Origin of the sequence: Pigmentiphaga aceris (assembly GCF_008119665.1) — a bacterium.
In the GTDB taxonomy this organism is placed as follows: Bacteria; Pseudomonadota; Gammaproteobacteria; order Burkholderiales; family Burkholderiaceae_B; genus Pigmentiphaga; species Pigmentiphaga aceris.
The window spans coordinates 1307391-1322157 of record NZ_CP043046.1 but is presented as its reverse complement, the minus strand read 5'-3'; the positions used below and the strand labels follow the sequence as shown (position 1 = coordinate 1322157).

The 14767-nt window shown below is 60.5% G+C and carries 11 protein-coding genes and 3 tRNA genes; 2 read left to right on the top strand and 12 right to left on the bottom strand.

Going from position 1 to position 14767, the window contains the following annotated elements; translation table 11 throughout:
* The 6 genes from FXN63_RS05525 to FXN63_RS05500 form a co-directional block, all read right to left on the bottom strand.
* Window positions 1–2298 (bottom strand): heavy metal translocating P-type ATPase, encoded by a 2298-nt coding sequence (locus FXN63_RS05525; protein ID WP_148813517.1) that lies wholly within the window; start codon window positions 2296–2298, stop codon window positions 1–3.
* 64 nt (window positions 2299–2362) lie between these two features.
* Window positions 2363–3124, bottom strand: coding sequence for a GGDEF domain-containing protein (locus tag FXN63_RS05520; RefSeq protein WP_425468721.1), 762 nt, complete (start codon window positions 3122–3124; stop codon window positions 2363–2365).
* A gap of 29 nt (window positions 3125–3153) precedes the next feature.
* The gene (locus FXN63_RS05515) at window positions 3154–3543 is read right to left on the bottom strand and encodes a DUF1987 domain-containing protein (RefSeq protein ID WP_148813514.1); all 390 of its coding nucleotides are present in this window, start codon (window positions 3541–3543) and stop codon (window positions 3154–3156) included.
* A gap of 17 nt (window positions 3544–3560) precedes the next feature.
* Entirely contained in the window at window positions 3561–4130 is a 570-nt protein-coding gene (locus FXN63_RS05510; RefSeq protein ID WP_148813513.1) for a SiaB family protein kinase, read from the bottom strand.
* Window positions 4130–5371 (bottom strand): SpoIIE family protein phosphatase, encoded by a 1242-nt coding sequence (locus tag FXN63_RS05505; protein ID WP_148813512.1) that lies wholly within the window; start codon window positions 5369–5371, stop codon window positions 4130–4132. Before FXN63_RS05505 ends, FXN63_RS05510 begins: the two co-directional genes overlap by 1 nt.
* Before the next feature lie 211 nt (window positions 5372–5582).
* Window positions 5583–6179, bottom strand: a complete 597-nt coding sequence (locus FXN63_RS05500) for a phosphatase PAP2 family protein (RefSeq protein ID WP_148813511.1) — start codon at window positions 6177–6179, stop codon at window positions 5583–5585.
* A gap of 279 nt (window positions 6180–6458) precedes the next feature.
* Here FXN63_RS05500 and FXN63_RS05495 point away from each other — a divergent pair, with 279 nt between their 5' ends.
* Complete coding sequence (locus FXN63_RS05495) at window positions 6459–7073, top strand: hypothetical protein (RefSeq protein WP_148813510.1); 615 nt, start codon at window positions 6459–6461, stop codon at window positions 7071–7073.
* 137 nt (window positions 7074–7210) lie between these two features.
* Here the strand turns inward: FXN63_RS05495 and FXN63_RS05490 are convergent, their stop codons facing one another.
* Both FXN63_RS05490 and FXN63_RS05485 read right to left on the bottom strand, forming a co-directional pair.
* Complete coding sequence (locus tag FXN63_RS05490; RefSeq protein ID WP_148813509.1) at window positions 7211–8410, bottom strand: hypothetical protein; 1200 nt, start codon at window positions 8408–8410, stop codon at window positions 7211–7213.
* A 3-nt stretch (window positions 8411–8413) separates the two neighbouring features.
* Complete coding sequence (locus tag FXN63_RS05485; RefSeq protein WP_148813508.1) at window positions 8414–10561, bottom strand: ATP-dependent helicase; 2148 nt, start codon at window positions 10559–10561, stop codon at window positions 8414–8416.
* Between the two features lie 243 nt (window positions 10562–10804).
* Here FXN63_RS05485 and FXN63_RS05480 point away from each other — a divergent pair, with 243 nt between their 5' ends.
* Window positions 10805–12034: a hypothetical protein gene (locus FXN63_RS05480; RefSeq protein WP_148813507.1), complete on the top strand. Its 1230-nt coding sequence runs from the start codon at window positions 10805–10807 to the stop codon at window positions 12032–12034.
* A 200-nt stretch (window positions 12035–12234) separates the two neighbouring features.
* Here FXN63_RS05480 and FXN63_RS05475 read toward each other — a convergent pair whose 3' ends face one another.
* The 4 genes from FXN63_RS05475 to FXN63_RS05460 form a co-directional block, all read right to left on the bottom strand.
* Window positions 12235–13725, bottom strand: a complete 1491-nt coding sequence (locus FXN63_RS05475) for an IS1182 family transposase (RefSeq protein WP_246164912.1) — start codon at window positions 13723–13725, stop codon at window positions 12235–12237.
* Window positions 13726–14064: 339 nt separating this feature from the next.
* Window positions 14065–14141: transfer RNA gene (locus FXN63_RS05470), tRNA-Asp, on the bottom strand.
* Between the two features lie 7 nt (window positions 14142–14148).
* A tRNA-Glu gene (locus tag FXN63_RS05465) sits at window positions 14149–14224 on the bottom strand.
* A 244-nt stretch (window positions 14225–14468) separates the two neighbouring features.
* Window positions 14469–14544, bottom strand: a tRNA-Ala gene (locus FXN63_RS05460).
* Between the last annotated feature and the right edge of the window lie 223 nt (window positions 14545–14767).

The following is a 14767-nucleotide window of genomic DNA, read 5'->3' as shown; positions in this document are numbered from 1 at the left end:
TCAGCCTTTGATCCGCAGCAGCCGCAGGCCATTGCCGATCACCAATAAAGAGCTTGCCGCCATGCCGATACCCGCTACCCAGGGTGGCATCCAGCCGACCAGCGCAAGCGGTACGCTGGCCGCGTTCCAGCTGGCCGCCCACACAAGATTCTGGCGGGTGATGCGACGTGCAGCCAAGGCGGTGCGACGTACTTGCAGCAGGTCGCTGAGCCGGCCGCTGGCCAGCACGATGTCGGCCTGCCCCTGCGCCAAGGCCGCTGCGCCACCCAAGGTGGCAGACACATCGGCACGTGCGAGCGCCGGCCCGTCATTGATGCCGTCGCCCACCATCAACACCGGTTGATCGTTTGCCTGCCAATGCAGAATCGCCTGCAGCTTTTCTTCGGGCGACATGGACGCCAGCGGATTGCGGATGCCCACGGTGGCGGCAAGTTCTTCCACCGCTGCTGGTCGGTCGCCTGACAGCAGCGCCGTGTTCAGCCCGGCCGCGTGCAACCCGGCAACCGTCTTGGCCGCGTCCTTGCGGGGCGTGTCGGCAAAGTGGAAACAGGCGATCAAACCAGCCGGGTCGGACAGCCAGACCACAGGGGATGTGTCGGTTTCGTTGTGCCGGGGTGATGCGGCGTCGGCAGACTTGGCCGATCCCGCGCCAGACATGTCGTCTGTGGATGCATCGGTACTGTTGATTCTCGCCATCGCAAACGGCAGGCTGCCAAGGTGGTGCGCTACGCCAGCCAGACTGGCCTGAATGCCTTCGCCCGCCCACTCTCGCCATTGCGTAGGTGCCAGCGTGGCAGTAGCCGTTGCCGCCAATGCGCGCGACAAAGGGTGGCGCGACGAACCAGCCAATGCGCTGGCGTAAGCGAGTGCGGTGGCCTCGTTGAAGCCCGGGCGCAATACCTCGATGCGAGTCAGTGCCAGCGTTGCCTCAGTCAGCGTTCCGGTCTTGTCGAAAGCCACATGGCGCACGCCCAGCAAGCGCTCCAGCGCAGCAGGTTCGCGCAACCAGATGCCGTGTCGCGCCAGGCCTGCCGTGGCAGACAGCATGGCGGCCGGTGCCGCCAGCGACAAGGCACAGGGACAGGTGACGATCAGAATCGCAATCGCCACGCCCATTGCCCGAGTCGGGTCGATGAACTGCCAGCCGATCCAGGCCGCTACCGACAACACCAGCACACAGGCCAGGAAGGCAGCCGCCCACTTGTCGGCAAGACGCACCCAATCGGGCCGGGTCTGTGCAGCCGCTGAAATCAGCTGCCGAATGCGCGCCACAGTAGAGTCGGCAGGCGGTCGGGTAACCAGCACATCGACGGTCTCAGACACGTTCTGACTGCCAGCCACTACCGATGCGCCCACCCCTTTGGCCGCCGGCAGACTTTCGCCCGTCAAGATGGCTTCATCAACCGTGGTCTGGCCTTCCAGCAAGGTGCCGTCTGCGGGGAAAGTTTCGCCGGGTGCGACGCGAATACGGTCGCCTTGGCGCAGCTGCGTGGCTGGGACTTGAACAAAGCTCGCGCCTTCCGCGCGCATCACCACGGCGGGCAGACGACGATCCAAGGCTTCAAGCTGCCCGGTGGCACGACGCCGCGCCCAGGCCTCGACCCAGCGCGACAGCAGCAGGAAGAACACGAACATGCTGACCGAGTCGAACCAGACCTCGCCACCGCCATCGAAGGTCGCCGATGAACTGGCGGCAAAAGCCAGCACCAGCCCAAGCGCTGCCGGCACATCCATGCCCAGCCTGCGGCTGCGCAGACTGCGCCAGGCACCGTGCAATATCGGCCACGCCGCAAACAGCATCACCGGAATGCACAGCATCCACTGGCCCCAGCGCAACAACACCAGTTGATCGGGCGGAATCTCGCCCGGGGTGGCCACGTATTCCACGGTCGAATACATCATGACCTGCATCATGCAGAAGGCCGCCACCATCAGACGCCACAGCAACATGCGGCCATGACGACGGATGGCGTGTTCCTGTTCGGCCGAGCCCGCCGGGAATGGTTGGTAGCCCAGACGCGCAATCGTCTGAAACAGACTTGACGGAGCCACCTGCCCGGCCTGCCAGATCACTCTGGCGCGGGTGGTCAGCAAAGACACTTCCGCCAGGTCTACCCCAGGGAGTTGGGTCAGCGACTGTTCGATGGTCTGGCCGCACGCGGCGCAGTCCATGCCCTCCACGGCGATCCAGGATTCCCAGCGGCCGTCGGCAAGCGGACGCGAGAATTCCCGCGCAGCGGCGGTATCGTCGAACGCAGAAAAAGAGGCGGCGGCAGTGGCCGGAAGGGTGATGTCCATGGGGTCAGGCGATGAAGGCCAGACTTACCATAGCTGCCCGGGCGGGCCAGCACCTTGATGCAGATCAAGCCAGACGCAGGGTCGCGACAGAAGGCTGTACAGCGACTTCAACCCGGTTGCGCCCTGCCCGCTTGGCGCAGTAAAGCGCCTCGTCGGCCAGTGCGTAGGCGGTGTCGAAATCGGTACCGCCAGGGCTCAGGCTGACACCGAAACTGGCGGTGATGCCACGGTCTACCGGTGCGGCGAACACGTGATTGGCGATGGCTTCGCGCATCGATTCGGCCAGGCTCAGCGCTTCGTCCAGCGTGTGGGCAGGCAGCAACACGGTGAATTCCTCACCGCCGACCCGGCCGATGATGCCCGCGTCGGCCACGATGCTGCGCAGGCAGGTCACGATGCCCTGGATCACCGCGTCACCCGCCGGATGACCGAAGTCATCGTTGATGCGTTTGAAGTAGTCGATGTCGAGCACGATCATCACCGCACTGCCGTCACGCAAAGCGCGACCCGCCAGGTCGATGACGGCACCGCGATTGAGTACGCCCGTCAGCGCGTCGTGCGTGGCGCGGTGCTCAAGTTCGTGCGCCAGGGTCTGCAATTGCAGATTGAGTGCGTTCATTTCACGCTCTGCGCGGTCGCTGCGACCAATCAGGCGACGCGTCTCGCGCATCAGTCGCTCGAAATGCTGCGTCAGTTCAGCCAATGATTGACGCGTGGCTGTGCTGTCTGCCTGCTCGTCGGCAAGCGCCTCGCGCGCACGATCAAGCGCAAGCTTTTCGCTTTCGAACAAGTCAGGGACTTCTTCGGTTCGCGGCTCGGCAGAGATGGGCGTCACGCGGCCCTCGCGCCGGGGCATCACTGTGCAGGCACCGGATGATCGGTGAAGTCGATGGCCTGGAAATCAGCCTGCAATTCTTCACCGAATTCGAGGATCGTGTCGTCTTCCTCGTCGTGATACCAGTTCATCTTCACCGGGTTGCCCGCCTGCGCGGCCTGATCCAGTGCGTCGAACATGCTGAACAGCATTTTGGTGCTGGAGCTGTTGAAGTAGGCCAGCGCCACATTGGCGGTGATCTCCGCACCGTCGCACGTGGCCAGATAGGCGCGCAACTGCTGAATGATCGGGGTGTAGAAGGCCGCTGCGTTTTCCGGGTACGACTCACCGGTAAGCGACAAAAGATGCTCGTCGAAGCGGAAATCCACTTCGGGAGACGTTGCCGTTGCAGCGATATACAAGTTGTCCATGGCTAGTGTCGACGTCGTCAAATGGTTGCTTTCAGGCAGAACAGGGTGGTCCCCGGCTCGTCCACACGCGGGTGGAAAGCGAATTCCAGCGGTGCGCTGGCGTCGCGTGCCATGGTCAAAAAGCCCAGCCCTGCACCCTTGCTGTCGGCAGGTGTCTCGGCGCGCAAAGATGCTTTGTAGGCTTGCTTGATCTGTTCGATCGACATATTGCGCAAGGGTTCCAGCTTGTCACGCAAGCCCTCGGCGTCGCTTACGGCGATCGGGTTGGCGCACCACATCACGAAGTGGTCTTCGGCTGTGGTGATGCACACGGCTCCCTGGCGCAGCGAGGCCGTATCCGGGCCGTCCGCGCCAAGCGCATCGGACGAATAATGGATGATGTTCTGCGACAGTTCAACAAATGACGAGAACAGTTTGCGGCGCGTGGGGCCACTGACGCCGGAGACTTCCAGCTGCAACTTCACCACCTCGGCCATCGTGGCGACGATGCTGTGGGAGAAGTAGCCCATGTGATAGAAAATCACGTTGCGGTGCTGGGCCAGATCGAAGAAATTGTCGTCCTGGCGGGACAGAGGCGAAGGGCTCATCAACATTCCTGAAGTCGGGCACAGAACAAGGTCAGATCGTCGCGGCGGGTCTGTGGCCCCTGCCAATCTGCAAGTGCCTGTCGCAAGTGATCGCAGATCGCAGCGGCGGTGTCGTTGCGGTGTGCCAGGATCGCGTCGCACGCACGACGCTTGCCAAATGCAATGCGGCGCGGCCCGCCAATCTGGTCGATCAGGCCGTCGGTGGTAATGAACAACAGACTGCCGGGCGTCAAGGCCACCACGTTTTCCGTCCACACGTAGTCGGCATCGCTGTCGACGTAGCCCACGCCCATGCGCTGCCCGGCGATGCTCTCGAAAGCATCTTGCTCCGGCCGCAGTACATGCAGTGCAATACGCGCCCCGGCAAACCGCAGTTCACTGCGTGCGGTGTCGAACCAGAAGAACGCGGCATCCAGGCCGTCGTCGGATTCCGGCGTATCGTCTGCGCCATTGACCTGCCCAAGCAAGGCCTTGACGCTGCGATTCACCGCCGACAACAAGGCCGCAGGATCGCGCGGACCGATTTGCTCCAGCGCCTTCGACAACGAAGAAGACGCGATCAGCGTCATGAACGCACCGGGCACACCGTGGCCGGTGCAATCGGCCACCGCGCCAAACCAGCCATCTTCATGCGCCACGAAGTGGTAGAAGTCTCCCCCCACCACATCGCGCGGTTCCCACACCAGCGACGCATCGCGCAGAGTCGACACCAGCGCATCGCGCGATGCACGCAGCATGGCGCGCTGAATCACGCTGGCGTATTCAATGCTCTGCATGATCTGGCGATTTTTCTCTTCCTGCATCGCGGCGACCACGCCCATCAATTGCAGACCGTTGCCCAGGCCCGCAAAGCGCCCGTCGCGCGTGACGATGAAGCCGTCAGCCAGTGCTTTCTCGCCAACTTCCACGGTCTTGAAGGTCAGGGCTTCGATGCTCATGCCTGCATCGACGATCAAGGGCTCCTTGTCCATGAAGGCGATGCAGCTTTTCTTGTCGTAAAGCTCGCGATGAAACGGCTTGCTCATCTGCGACAGGAAAATATTGCGATTGATCAGCCCGATCGGACGCTCGTCTTCGAGCACGGCAAGGCTTGCCATGTCGCGACGCAGCGTAAAGATCTCCATGACCAGAGAATTGGCATCTGCCGCGTCGATTGCCGGCACGTCCTGACAAAGATCACCGGCGCAACGATGCTCGCCAGGCGTGCCCGGACGGCGGAAAGGCGAAAACGCAGCGTGCATACGAAGGAATCATCCACCCGAACGAGACGCTGGATGTTATGCCTTGTATATGTATTGAATATGACAATTCATGCAGCCCCCCGGCAGCAAGACCTGCGAGTTGCTGTCGGGGTTATGCCGGGATGAATTACCGGGATCGCTACGCAGTCACTGCACGTATTGCGTGCCTGTGGTTGGTGTCGATTCAGTCTTGACGTTCAGTCCTGTCGATTCAGGCGCGTTGCCGCAGCAGCTCGGCACTTCGTGCCAGCGCCAGCCGCGCTACCGGCACACTCGCCAGGCCCACCGCATACCCTGCCAGCACATCGGCGGGGAAATGGGCACCGACCACCATGCGCGAAACACCCGCCCACAATACAAACAGCGCCAGCGCAATTCGACCGGGCAGATTGGCACCACGCCAGAACAAGGCCGCCACCAGCATCGAGAACATTGCATGCCCGCTGGGGAAACTGCGAACAATCTTCTCTTGCCCCAACACCACGACATGATCGGCCAGCACCGCCAACGGTCGCGGGAAGTCGAACAGATATTTTCCGGTGGCTGTCAGCACCACGGCCACGCCATAGCTGGCCACGGCCAGCACCAGCAGGCGCAAGCCCTGCTGCATGGTGTCGGGACGTGCGTAGCGATGCCCCCACCAGGCCATCAGCGCCAGGAACAGCAAGATCACTGGCATGTTGCGGTAATCGGCCAAGGCGGTACCCACCAACATCAGCGGATCGACAAAGGCGTTGTGCACGCCGTTGATCAGCAGGAAAAGCGTCTGATTCAGGCCGAACCAGTCATACAGGGTTTCTTTCAGCATGACGAACCTGCAAGAGGCGGCTCCATGCGTCGGCAAACGCACAGGGCAAAATAACGGTAATCGAACTGAAATTATAGGGATGTGGACCACGCGCACCAGGGTGTCAACGTGCGCAGGCAGCCGCCTGTGGCTCGGCCGCGACGCCGTGGGTCTGCCGGTTTGGAAGATGGTGAAACCTTACAAAAATTCGACATGGCTTTAGGTCCGATTCAGCTTGCCGTCCGTAGAGTTCGCATTGCTCCCAGGCTTGGGAGCCAACGAATTCTCCCTGGAGTTCCCATGACCTATCGCATGAAGCTCGGTATTGCCCTGCTGGTCGTCGGTCTCGGTGGCGTGGTTGCCGCCCAGTCTCCGGCCAAGCCGGTACGCATTCGCGGTGAGATCGCAGCCGTCACCGCCGACTCGCTGACCGTCAAACGCCGCAGCGGAGACACGGTGGTGGTGACACTTAACCCTGAGCTGACCGTCAGCGCCGTGAAGAATGTCCCACTCGCCGAGGTCAAGCCGAACACCTACGTGGGGGTGGCCTCGATGGCGGGCGAAGGCAACAAGCGCACCGCAATTGAAGTGCTGGTGTTCCCGGAAGCCGGGCGCGGCACCGGTGAAGGCCACTTCGACTGGGACTTGGGCAACAACAGCATGATGACCAACGCCAACGTCGATACCGCCGTGCAAGGTGTCAACGGCCGCACGCTGACCTTGTCCTACAAGGGTGGAACACAGGAAATCACCGTGCCGGAAGATGCACCGGTGGTCACCATCATTCCCGCCACCAAGGCAGACCTGGTCGCCGGCAAAAAGGTGTTTGTGGTGGGCACGCCGACAGGCCGCGATGACAACTTCCGCGCGAACCGGGTCGTGGTCGAGAAGGATGGCGTTGCACCGCCAATGTAGATGCGCGCAGCAGGGGCGGAGGACGAGAGCGGCACACCCATGCAGACCGCGACACGTTTGTCAGCCGAGAACGTCAGTGCCACGTTCTCGTGTTTGATAAGGACCCGCGCAGTGCGTGTTCCTTCGGATACGCGATTTTAAGGTGTAGTCCGCCTGTCCTGAATCTGCTTCAGCTTTTCTGCTGCCTCATCCCCTGCTATTTCTCCTACCCGACCGCGCATGGTCGCGTCTCGGTATTGCTGAGGAAACACATCGGCAACCCGCCACGCATCGCCTTCACGCACAAAGTCGAAATCACCTTCCAAAATCTGCCTTTCCGATCGCCCGATCGCCGCCAGCAGATGGTCTCGATACTGCATCATTACCGGGCAACGGTAATGTCCGCCCTGCCCGGCTTCGCAATTTCCCAGCGGCAAGACCTGAATCACCGTGTCTGCGCGTTCGCCCGCGTTCTGGGCGTTCTTGTGTTGCCCTTCCCGCTCTTGCACACGCGCAGCGCTTCTGGGGCCACGCAGCCCTGCCTGGGCCTGGATTTTCTTCACGCCATCTGACAATGCCCGCTGCAAATCAGCCTGCCCGATCGGCATGCCAAGCTCTGGCAGCTTGCCATCCTTGACCAAGCCGAAACGTGCCCGGGTCAGCCGATCATCGCCCGCTGACAGCTGGGTGGCACCTGATTCCGTCAGGCTCACCACATAGGCCATCGACCTGCTTTGTGAACCCATCTGCACGCTCGCCTCGCACGCCCGAGCGCGCTCTGCCACGATGTACCCAAGCTCGCGCACGTCGCGCAATTCCGCCAGCAGCATGTTGGGTGCAGGTGTCTGGGCGGACAACAAGGGGTTTGCCGTCTGCTGCCTGATCGTTGCCTGGAACAATCCCACCTTCAACTGCTTGGCAACAGCAGCATCATTGCAGGCAGGCGGCTGCGATGGCGGCAGCACATACCAAAGTCCGCCCGCAACAATCGCCACGCCAAGCACCGCCCACAGCCACTTGGGCCCGGGCAGCACCGCCTGCCAGAATGCACGGCGATGCGCCTTGTCATAGGACGTGGCCAGCCGCTGAAGCATGGAATCGAATTCGACCAGCGCCTGTCTGCGCGTGGCGTTGGTGGGAAACGCAGCCTGTGGCTGCGCAAGATTCCCCATCACCTCGATGTCGCCGTTGCTCAGGATTCCCTGTTCCAGCAGCCAGAACAAGGCTTCGCCCAGATTTGCATAGGGTTCGCTGCCGGCCCCGCTGCCCTGCAGGCGTGCGATTGCCGCCTCGTGATGCGCGGGCAAGATGACGGCATCCGCCCACAAGCGATCCAGCAGCGGCGTTGGCAGCACCATCGATCAGCTTCCCCCCATCCAGCGCTTGAACGGGCGCGTTGGCACAGCAGGCCCGATCCACCACTTACGCGCCACCCCATCCCACTGCGCGCCCAGTGCCTTGGCAGCGTCTTTCTCGCCAAAAGGCACCGCCAGATAAATGCGCGCAGGTGCCGGTGCCGCAGCCGAGGCCAGGTTCTCGCGCAAGCTGTCGGCCCCGATCAGGCGGGATTCTTCAAGCCGCAGGAAATCCACAAAATGGTTGTGCTGACCATGCGGCACGAACAACAGCAATCGCTCACTAGCGCGGGTGATCGCCACGTAGAACAAGCGCCGTTCTTCACCCGGCTCATTACGGGTATCGGGAAACTCGCCATTTGCCAGGAAAGGCAGCAGCACGTGTTTCCACTCCTTGCCCTTGGCGTCTCGTGCCGTGGCCAAGGTCAGCGCGTGCTGATTTTTCTTCAGCTGCGTGGCGCGTCGTTGCGCCTGCTCCAGCATGGCCAGAAAATCACTCACAGACAGGCCGGTGTCACGTGCATGCGCCACGAACCCGTCGATCGACTTGGCAATGGCCTGCGCTTCAACCCGATGCACGAACAAGCGGCGGGTGGTGTCGGCGATCTGCAATTCACGCGCAGCGTACGCCAATAGATCCCCGGCAGACCACGCTTGCGCCTTGCCGATCAGAAACTCGCAGACGTTCGCAAAACGTTCACGCCAGCGCCGCGCCGAGGCATCCAGTTCCTCACGCCCCTCGTGTACCCGGGTCAGTTGCCCTCGATAGAATTCGGCGATATCGGTCGGATGTTCAGCAATGACGCGCGCCGCCTGCGTCCACTCTTTTGCCGACAATTGCACACTGGCAAACACGCCCAAGGCACGGATGATCGGCTTGATCTCGGTCTTGTCGCCTACCGATGCAATCGTGCCCATGACAATGTGCAGGATGCCGCGCAGCATGCGCACTTCAATGCGATTGAAATAGCTCGCAAAGCCTTCGACCTGATAGGCAATGCCCGCCGCGATCAAGGCATTTTCGATAGGAATGCTTTGATGCGGGTCACGCAGCAAGATGGCCACGTCCGACAGGGTTACATCACCCGCATTGCGGCCAAGCGCCAGCACCGCATCGATTGTCTGGCGGGCACCGTCCGACATATCGTCGCCCTGATATCCAAGCACCGACACCTCGGTATCCTGAATGCGGGCCGAGCCAAAGCGCTGACCAGACAGATGTTGTGCGCAGGCACTCAGCGTCGGGCCGCAGCGGAAAGACAGGCTCAGTGGCAGACGCTGCGTGCCCGGAAACAAGGCCAAGTAAGCCTCGCCCATGAAACGCGGATCGGCACCATTCCAGCTGTGCACCACCTGCTCGCGGTCGCCCGCTGCAATCACCTGCGTATTGTCATGGGCCAGTTTGCGCAGCAGCTGGATATGACCGGCGTTCGCATCGTGCCATTCATCGGCAACGATCAAGCCGTAACGCGGCCAGTCGAGCTGGTCTTGCAGTTGCTCTGCCAACTGCAACACGTCGTACACATAGTCCGATTCACTTTCGAACGCATAGGTGCCAACGTCGATATTGCGCAGGCTTTCGTACTGTCGGCAGATGCCGATCAGACCGCGCGGCAGATCCAGCTCGTCGGCAAGTTCTGCGTCATCGCCATGCTCGAACCTGCGTAGATCGAGCGTGCCCTTGAGCCGCGACAGATGATTCACCAGGCTTTCGGCGTGTTCGCTCGTCAGGTCGTAGCGATAGTCGTAATCGGGCTGCCGCTCGGACGCATCTTCGATGGCTTCATACAGATGCGGCCGCATGGCTTGCGCATCAGGCAAGTGGGCCTCGGTACCGTCGATGATTCCCGCCGCTGCCCAGCCTTCCAGCAGCGCGCGCGCAAATGCGGCATAGGTTTGCACCCGCACATGACGCGAGGCCCCCGCCTGCGCAAGACGTTCACGAAATACCTGTTCTGCAGCGGGTGTGAACACCAACACCAGAATGTCGCGTCCCTGCACACCACCGCGTTCGCGGTGGGCGACACACTGGGCAAGCGTGGTGGTTTTCCCCGAGCCCGCAACGGCTCCGATCAGAATGGAGCGTGCCCGATGCGTGACGATTGCACGTTGTTCGGGGGTGAGCTGAGTAGAAGTAGGCGATGTGAAAGTCATGTGCCCCGATTACACACCGGATTGCAGGACAACGTATTTTGCGCGGCAAAAGCTGGGTGACGTCGCGAAGGCCGCTGGCAAGTAAGGCCAGGCCACTGCACAAAGTCTTCACGAAGCGCCCCTGCGTCACAACTCTCCATGCTTTCTCCCAGCTTGCAAGCTTGCGGCGATCTTAGGATGGATGCCATCTGCCCACCCATCCACAGTTGCGCGCCACCCCGCGCTTTCTGCCGAGCACCCACCATGAAACTCGTCCGTCTTGCCGCGCTCTGCTCCGTCCTGGTATTGAGCGCCTGCGGTGTGCCTCGTCATGATCAGACCGAGTCGGCCCTGTTCATCCAGCAGGCTGAAACCGCCTTCACACAGAATGACATACAGGCTGCCGGCGCCAAAGTGGATGCAGCCAGCGTGATGCAGGCCGGCGCAGCCAGGGTGAAGGAATTTTTTGCCAGCCATCCTGATTGGTTAGCGCGCTACGGCGCTTATCTGAACAACGCAGTGGAAATTCAGAGCACCGCAGCCGCCGCGCAGCGTCGGCGCGAAAACCTGACGGTATTACGTGCGGTACAGCTATACCCCGACGCAGAAATCGACAGGCTGGAAAAGCGCTTTGGCGAAACCCTGCTGGCCGCACAACAAAACGGGACACTGAAGCTGGTGCTGGGCGATCAGATTGCCACTCACCCAATGCTGCAGCCCCTGCCGATTCAACAAGACATCTTTGCGGCCACGGTACTTCAGATCAAGCGCAATCCCTCATCGATCAGACCACTGGCCGAGCTTTCTGCCTACGCCAGCCGACCAGACATTCCGGCATACGACAGAAAGCTGGCGGAAGAGAGCCTGTGGCGCTTGAATCTGAAACGGCGCGAACTACCGCTGGTAGCCGACGCCATGCGAAATTTCACGGTGGCGCGGGAAAAGCAGCTGACCACCCATATTGCACTCAACGTGCAGTCAAATTCTGTCTTCAGCAGAGATATCGTCAGCGCTGTAGGTGAAGGTCATGGCATTCTGTGGCACTCGAACGGCCCGGGTTCCCCGGTTGTCAGCGTGAAAGAAGTGCGCTACAGCCGCAGTGACAAGCCGCAGGAATCTCAGATCATCAGCTACGGAGGCGGAGACATCGACAACAGCGTGCCCTCCGACGCCGTGTTTTCCTATCAGGCAAGCAGCCAGCAAAACAGCCTGGATTTTGCTTATGACATCCGCGCCACGATCAACGGCATCCTGGTGCACCAAGAACAAGTCAGCGGCATTGCCACCAGCTATCAGCGCAGCTGCCACAACAATCAGTTATGGATTCCTGGATACGGCGCACAAGCGGCAGGTTTTATCGCCAACGCCGACATGAGCCGTCGTTGCAGCAACGACGAATCACTGGAAAGCATGTTCGCCAGACATGTGCCAGGCCAAATTGCCGCAGCCATTTTGCGTGTGCCGCAAGTCCGAGCCATTGCAGCCTTGCAGTAAAGCTGGCCGCAAACAAGCTTCGGACGCTTTTTTCCGATGCACGAGATGGATGTAGCAGCGATGGTGGCAGTCCTTCAGCAGATCAAGATCGCCTACTGAACGCGACTGCCTGCGCACAAACAAAAAAGCCCGCTTCGATAGCGGGCGCAGACTGCTGACCAACCCCCCGTTTTCGGACGTGGGGTTTTGTTTTTTGGGGATCAAGCAGCGAGCGCGGCGGGTTGTGCAGACAGCCAGCTATCGAGCCATCCGTCGGCACGGGCGGTCAGGGCGCGCCACCAGGGCGCAACAGGGGCCGATATCGACCACTGCAGGCGCAATAAAAGGCGCGCAAGCACCAGGGCGATCTTCTTGATGTTCTGCGCCGCCGCCGCCAGCAAGCATTGCTCGGCGACCTTGCGCAGCCCGCGCATGCGCGCGTAGCGGTGCCCATGCAGTTGCTTGGCATCGGCGAAGCTGCGCTCCACAGTTTCCTTGCGACGGGCGTATATCTTCTTACCCCAGTCCGTGTGGCGGCGTGCGTCAACCAGTTCCTTGTCGCGTTCCCACACGTGGCGCACGACCACCTTGATCGCGCTCTGGCTGTTGGTGCACTGGCTGCGTACCTCGCACTGCTGGCATTGCGTCGGGTCTGACTTGTATTCGCGGTAGCCCGCCCGATTGGTGGTGCTGTACGGCAGCCGCTGCCCAGCCGGGCAGACATATTCGTTGCGGTAGCGGTTGAACGTGTACTGTCGTTTGTAGAACAGCCCAGGCTTGTGGTTCGGCGTGCGGTAGCCCATTACTCCTTGGATATCGCGCGCATGCAGCCCGTGGCAGATCATCGGCGTGTAGTACCCCGCGTCCAGGCCTACCTTGCGCACACCGAAGCCGAAGCGCTCGCGCTGCCGATCCAGCCTCGCCAAGTAAGGTTGGCTGTCGTGCACCGAGCCTGACGTCACGTGTGTGTCGGTGATGATCGCGAACTTCGCATCGACCGTGCGATGGTCCAGGTAGAAGAACCCCACCGGCTTGTCGTCACGCACCATGAACCCGCTGTCCGGATCTGTACGACTGATCTTGACGTCCTTGGTCTGGGCAGCGCTGCCGCCCGCATCATCGTCGCCGCTGTCACGCTTGAGCGGCCGCTTGCCATGTAGCGCCCGATCCGCATCGACCGCCGCATCCAGCTCAGCCAAGTATGCCGAGGGTGTTTGTGCGACCGTCACCACGTCGAATTTCTTCTTGCTGGCGTTGGCCTTCAAGTGAGTGCTGTCCGTGTACAGCACCCGGCCATCCACCATCCCCCGCCCGATCGCCTGACGCACGATCTCGTCAAAAATCTCCTGGTACACCGAGGTGTCCGTATAGCGTCGCCTGCGGTTCTGCGAGAACGTCGATGCATCGGGCACCTTGTCGGTCAGCCGGAAACCGATGAACCACCGATACGCCACGTTCACCTGCACCTCGCGCATCAACTGCCGTTCACTGCGCACCCCAAACAGGTAGCCAATGAACAGCAGCTTGAACATCACCACCGGATCCAGCGCCGGACGGCCGTTGTTCATGCTGTACAGGTGCGCAACCTTCTCTCGGATGAACTCAAAATCGACCGCTGCCGCGATCTTGCGCAACAGGTGATCGGCCGGAACCAACGACTCCAGCGTCACCATCTCCAGCTCGTGCTGGTGGGGGATCGGTGCTCTTAACATCACCCAATTATGAACAAAGCCTCCGTTTTACGGGAGGCTTTGTCAGCAGTCTGAAGCCCGCTTCGATAGCGGGCGTTTTTTGATCGGTGCGACTCAGACATAGCGCACTCGGACGTAGAGTACTCAATTGCTCACGACGGACATGCCTGGCGACAACGGTATGTGGTCGCTGGTGGTGAGTTCAACGTATGCGATCAAGCTTGAGCAGATCGAACGTGAGCAAACCCAGCATGTATGAACAGACAGAAATGAACCAGCAGAGATGAACTAGCAGGCCTGAACAAATCAAACAGGCAAAAAAAATGCCCACTTTGCAGTGGGCATTTCTTACGAATCTTTTGGCGGAGCGGACGGGACTCGAACCCGCGACCCCCGGCGTGACAGGCCGGTATTCTAACCAACTGAACTACCGCTCCGCAGCGGTGGCGTCCCCTAGGGGATTCGAACCCCTGTACTCACCGTGAAAGGGTGATGTCCTAGGCCTCTAGACGAAGGGGACACAGGTGAAATTTCAGCACTCAAAGTTTGCAGGTTGCGGAACACTGCAAAACTTTTAACACCGTCGATTTCTTCGACTTAGCTAGTATACACTAGCTAGACTTGCTTACTGCTTGGCGACTTTTACGTCGCTTTCTTCGTACCGCTTAACTACTTGAAGAATTTTACATCATTTTCTTCATCTCGTTTTGCAGCGTTTTCTTACCGGCCTTTTGTTTCCGACGCAGACTTCACATCGAAGAGAGTGGTGGAGGTAAGCGGGATCGAACCGCTGACCTCTTGCATGCCATGCAAGCGCTCTCCCAGCTGAGCTATACCCCCACTGGCCGTACTGCTTTCCTACTATCGATTTGTCTTTCGATTCCGTCATTATACTGTAATTTCTTACAGTCTTTCTGGCGGAAGCTTCGAGATTTCTTCGAATTTTCCAGCCCCGACACTTCAGTCCACTTTCGCTTCAGCCGATTTCTCTACTGAGAGCTTTTCGAAAATCTCTTCTCAAAAAGCTTTTTGGCGATCACTTGTCTTTACACATCAGGGCTTT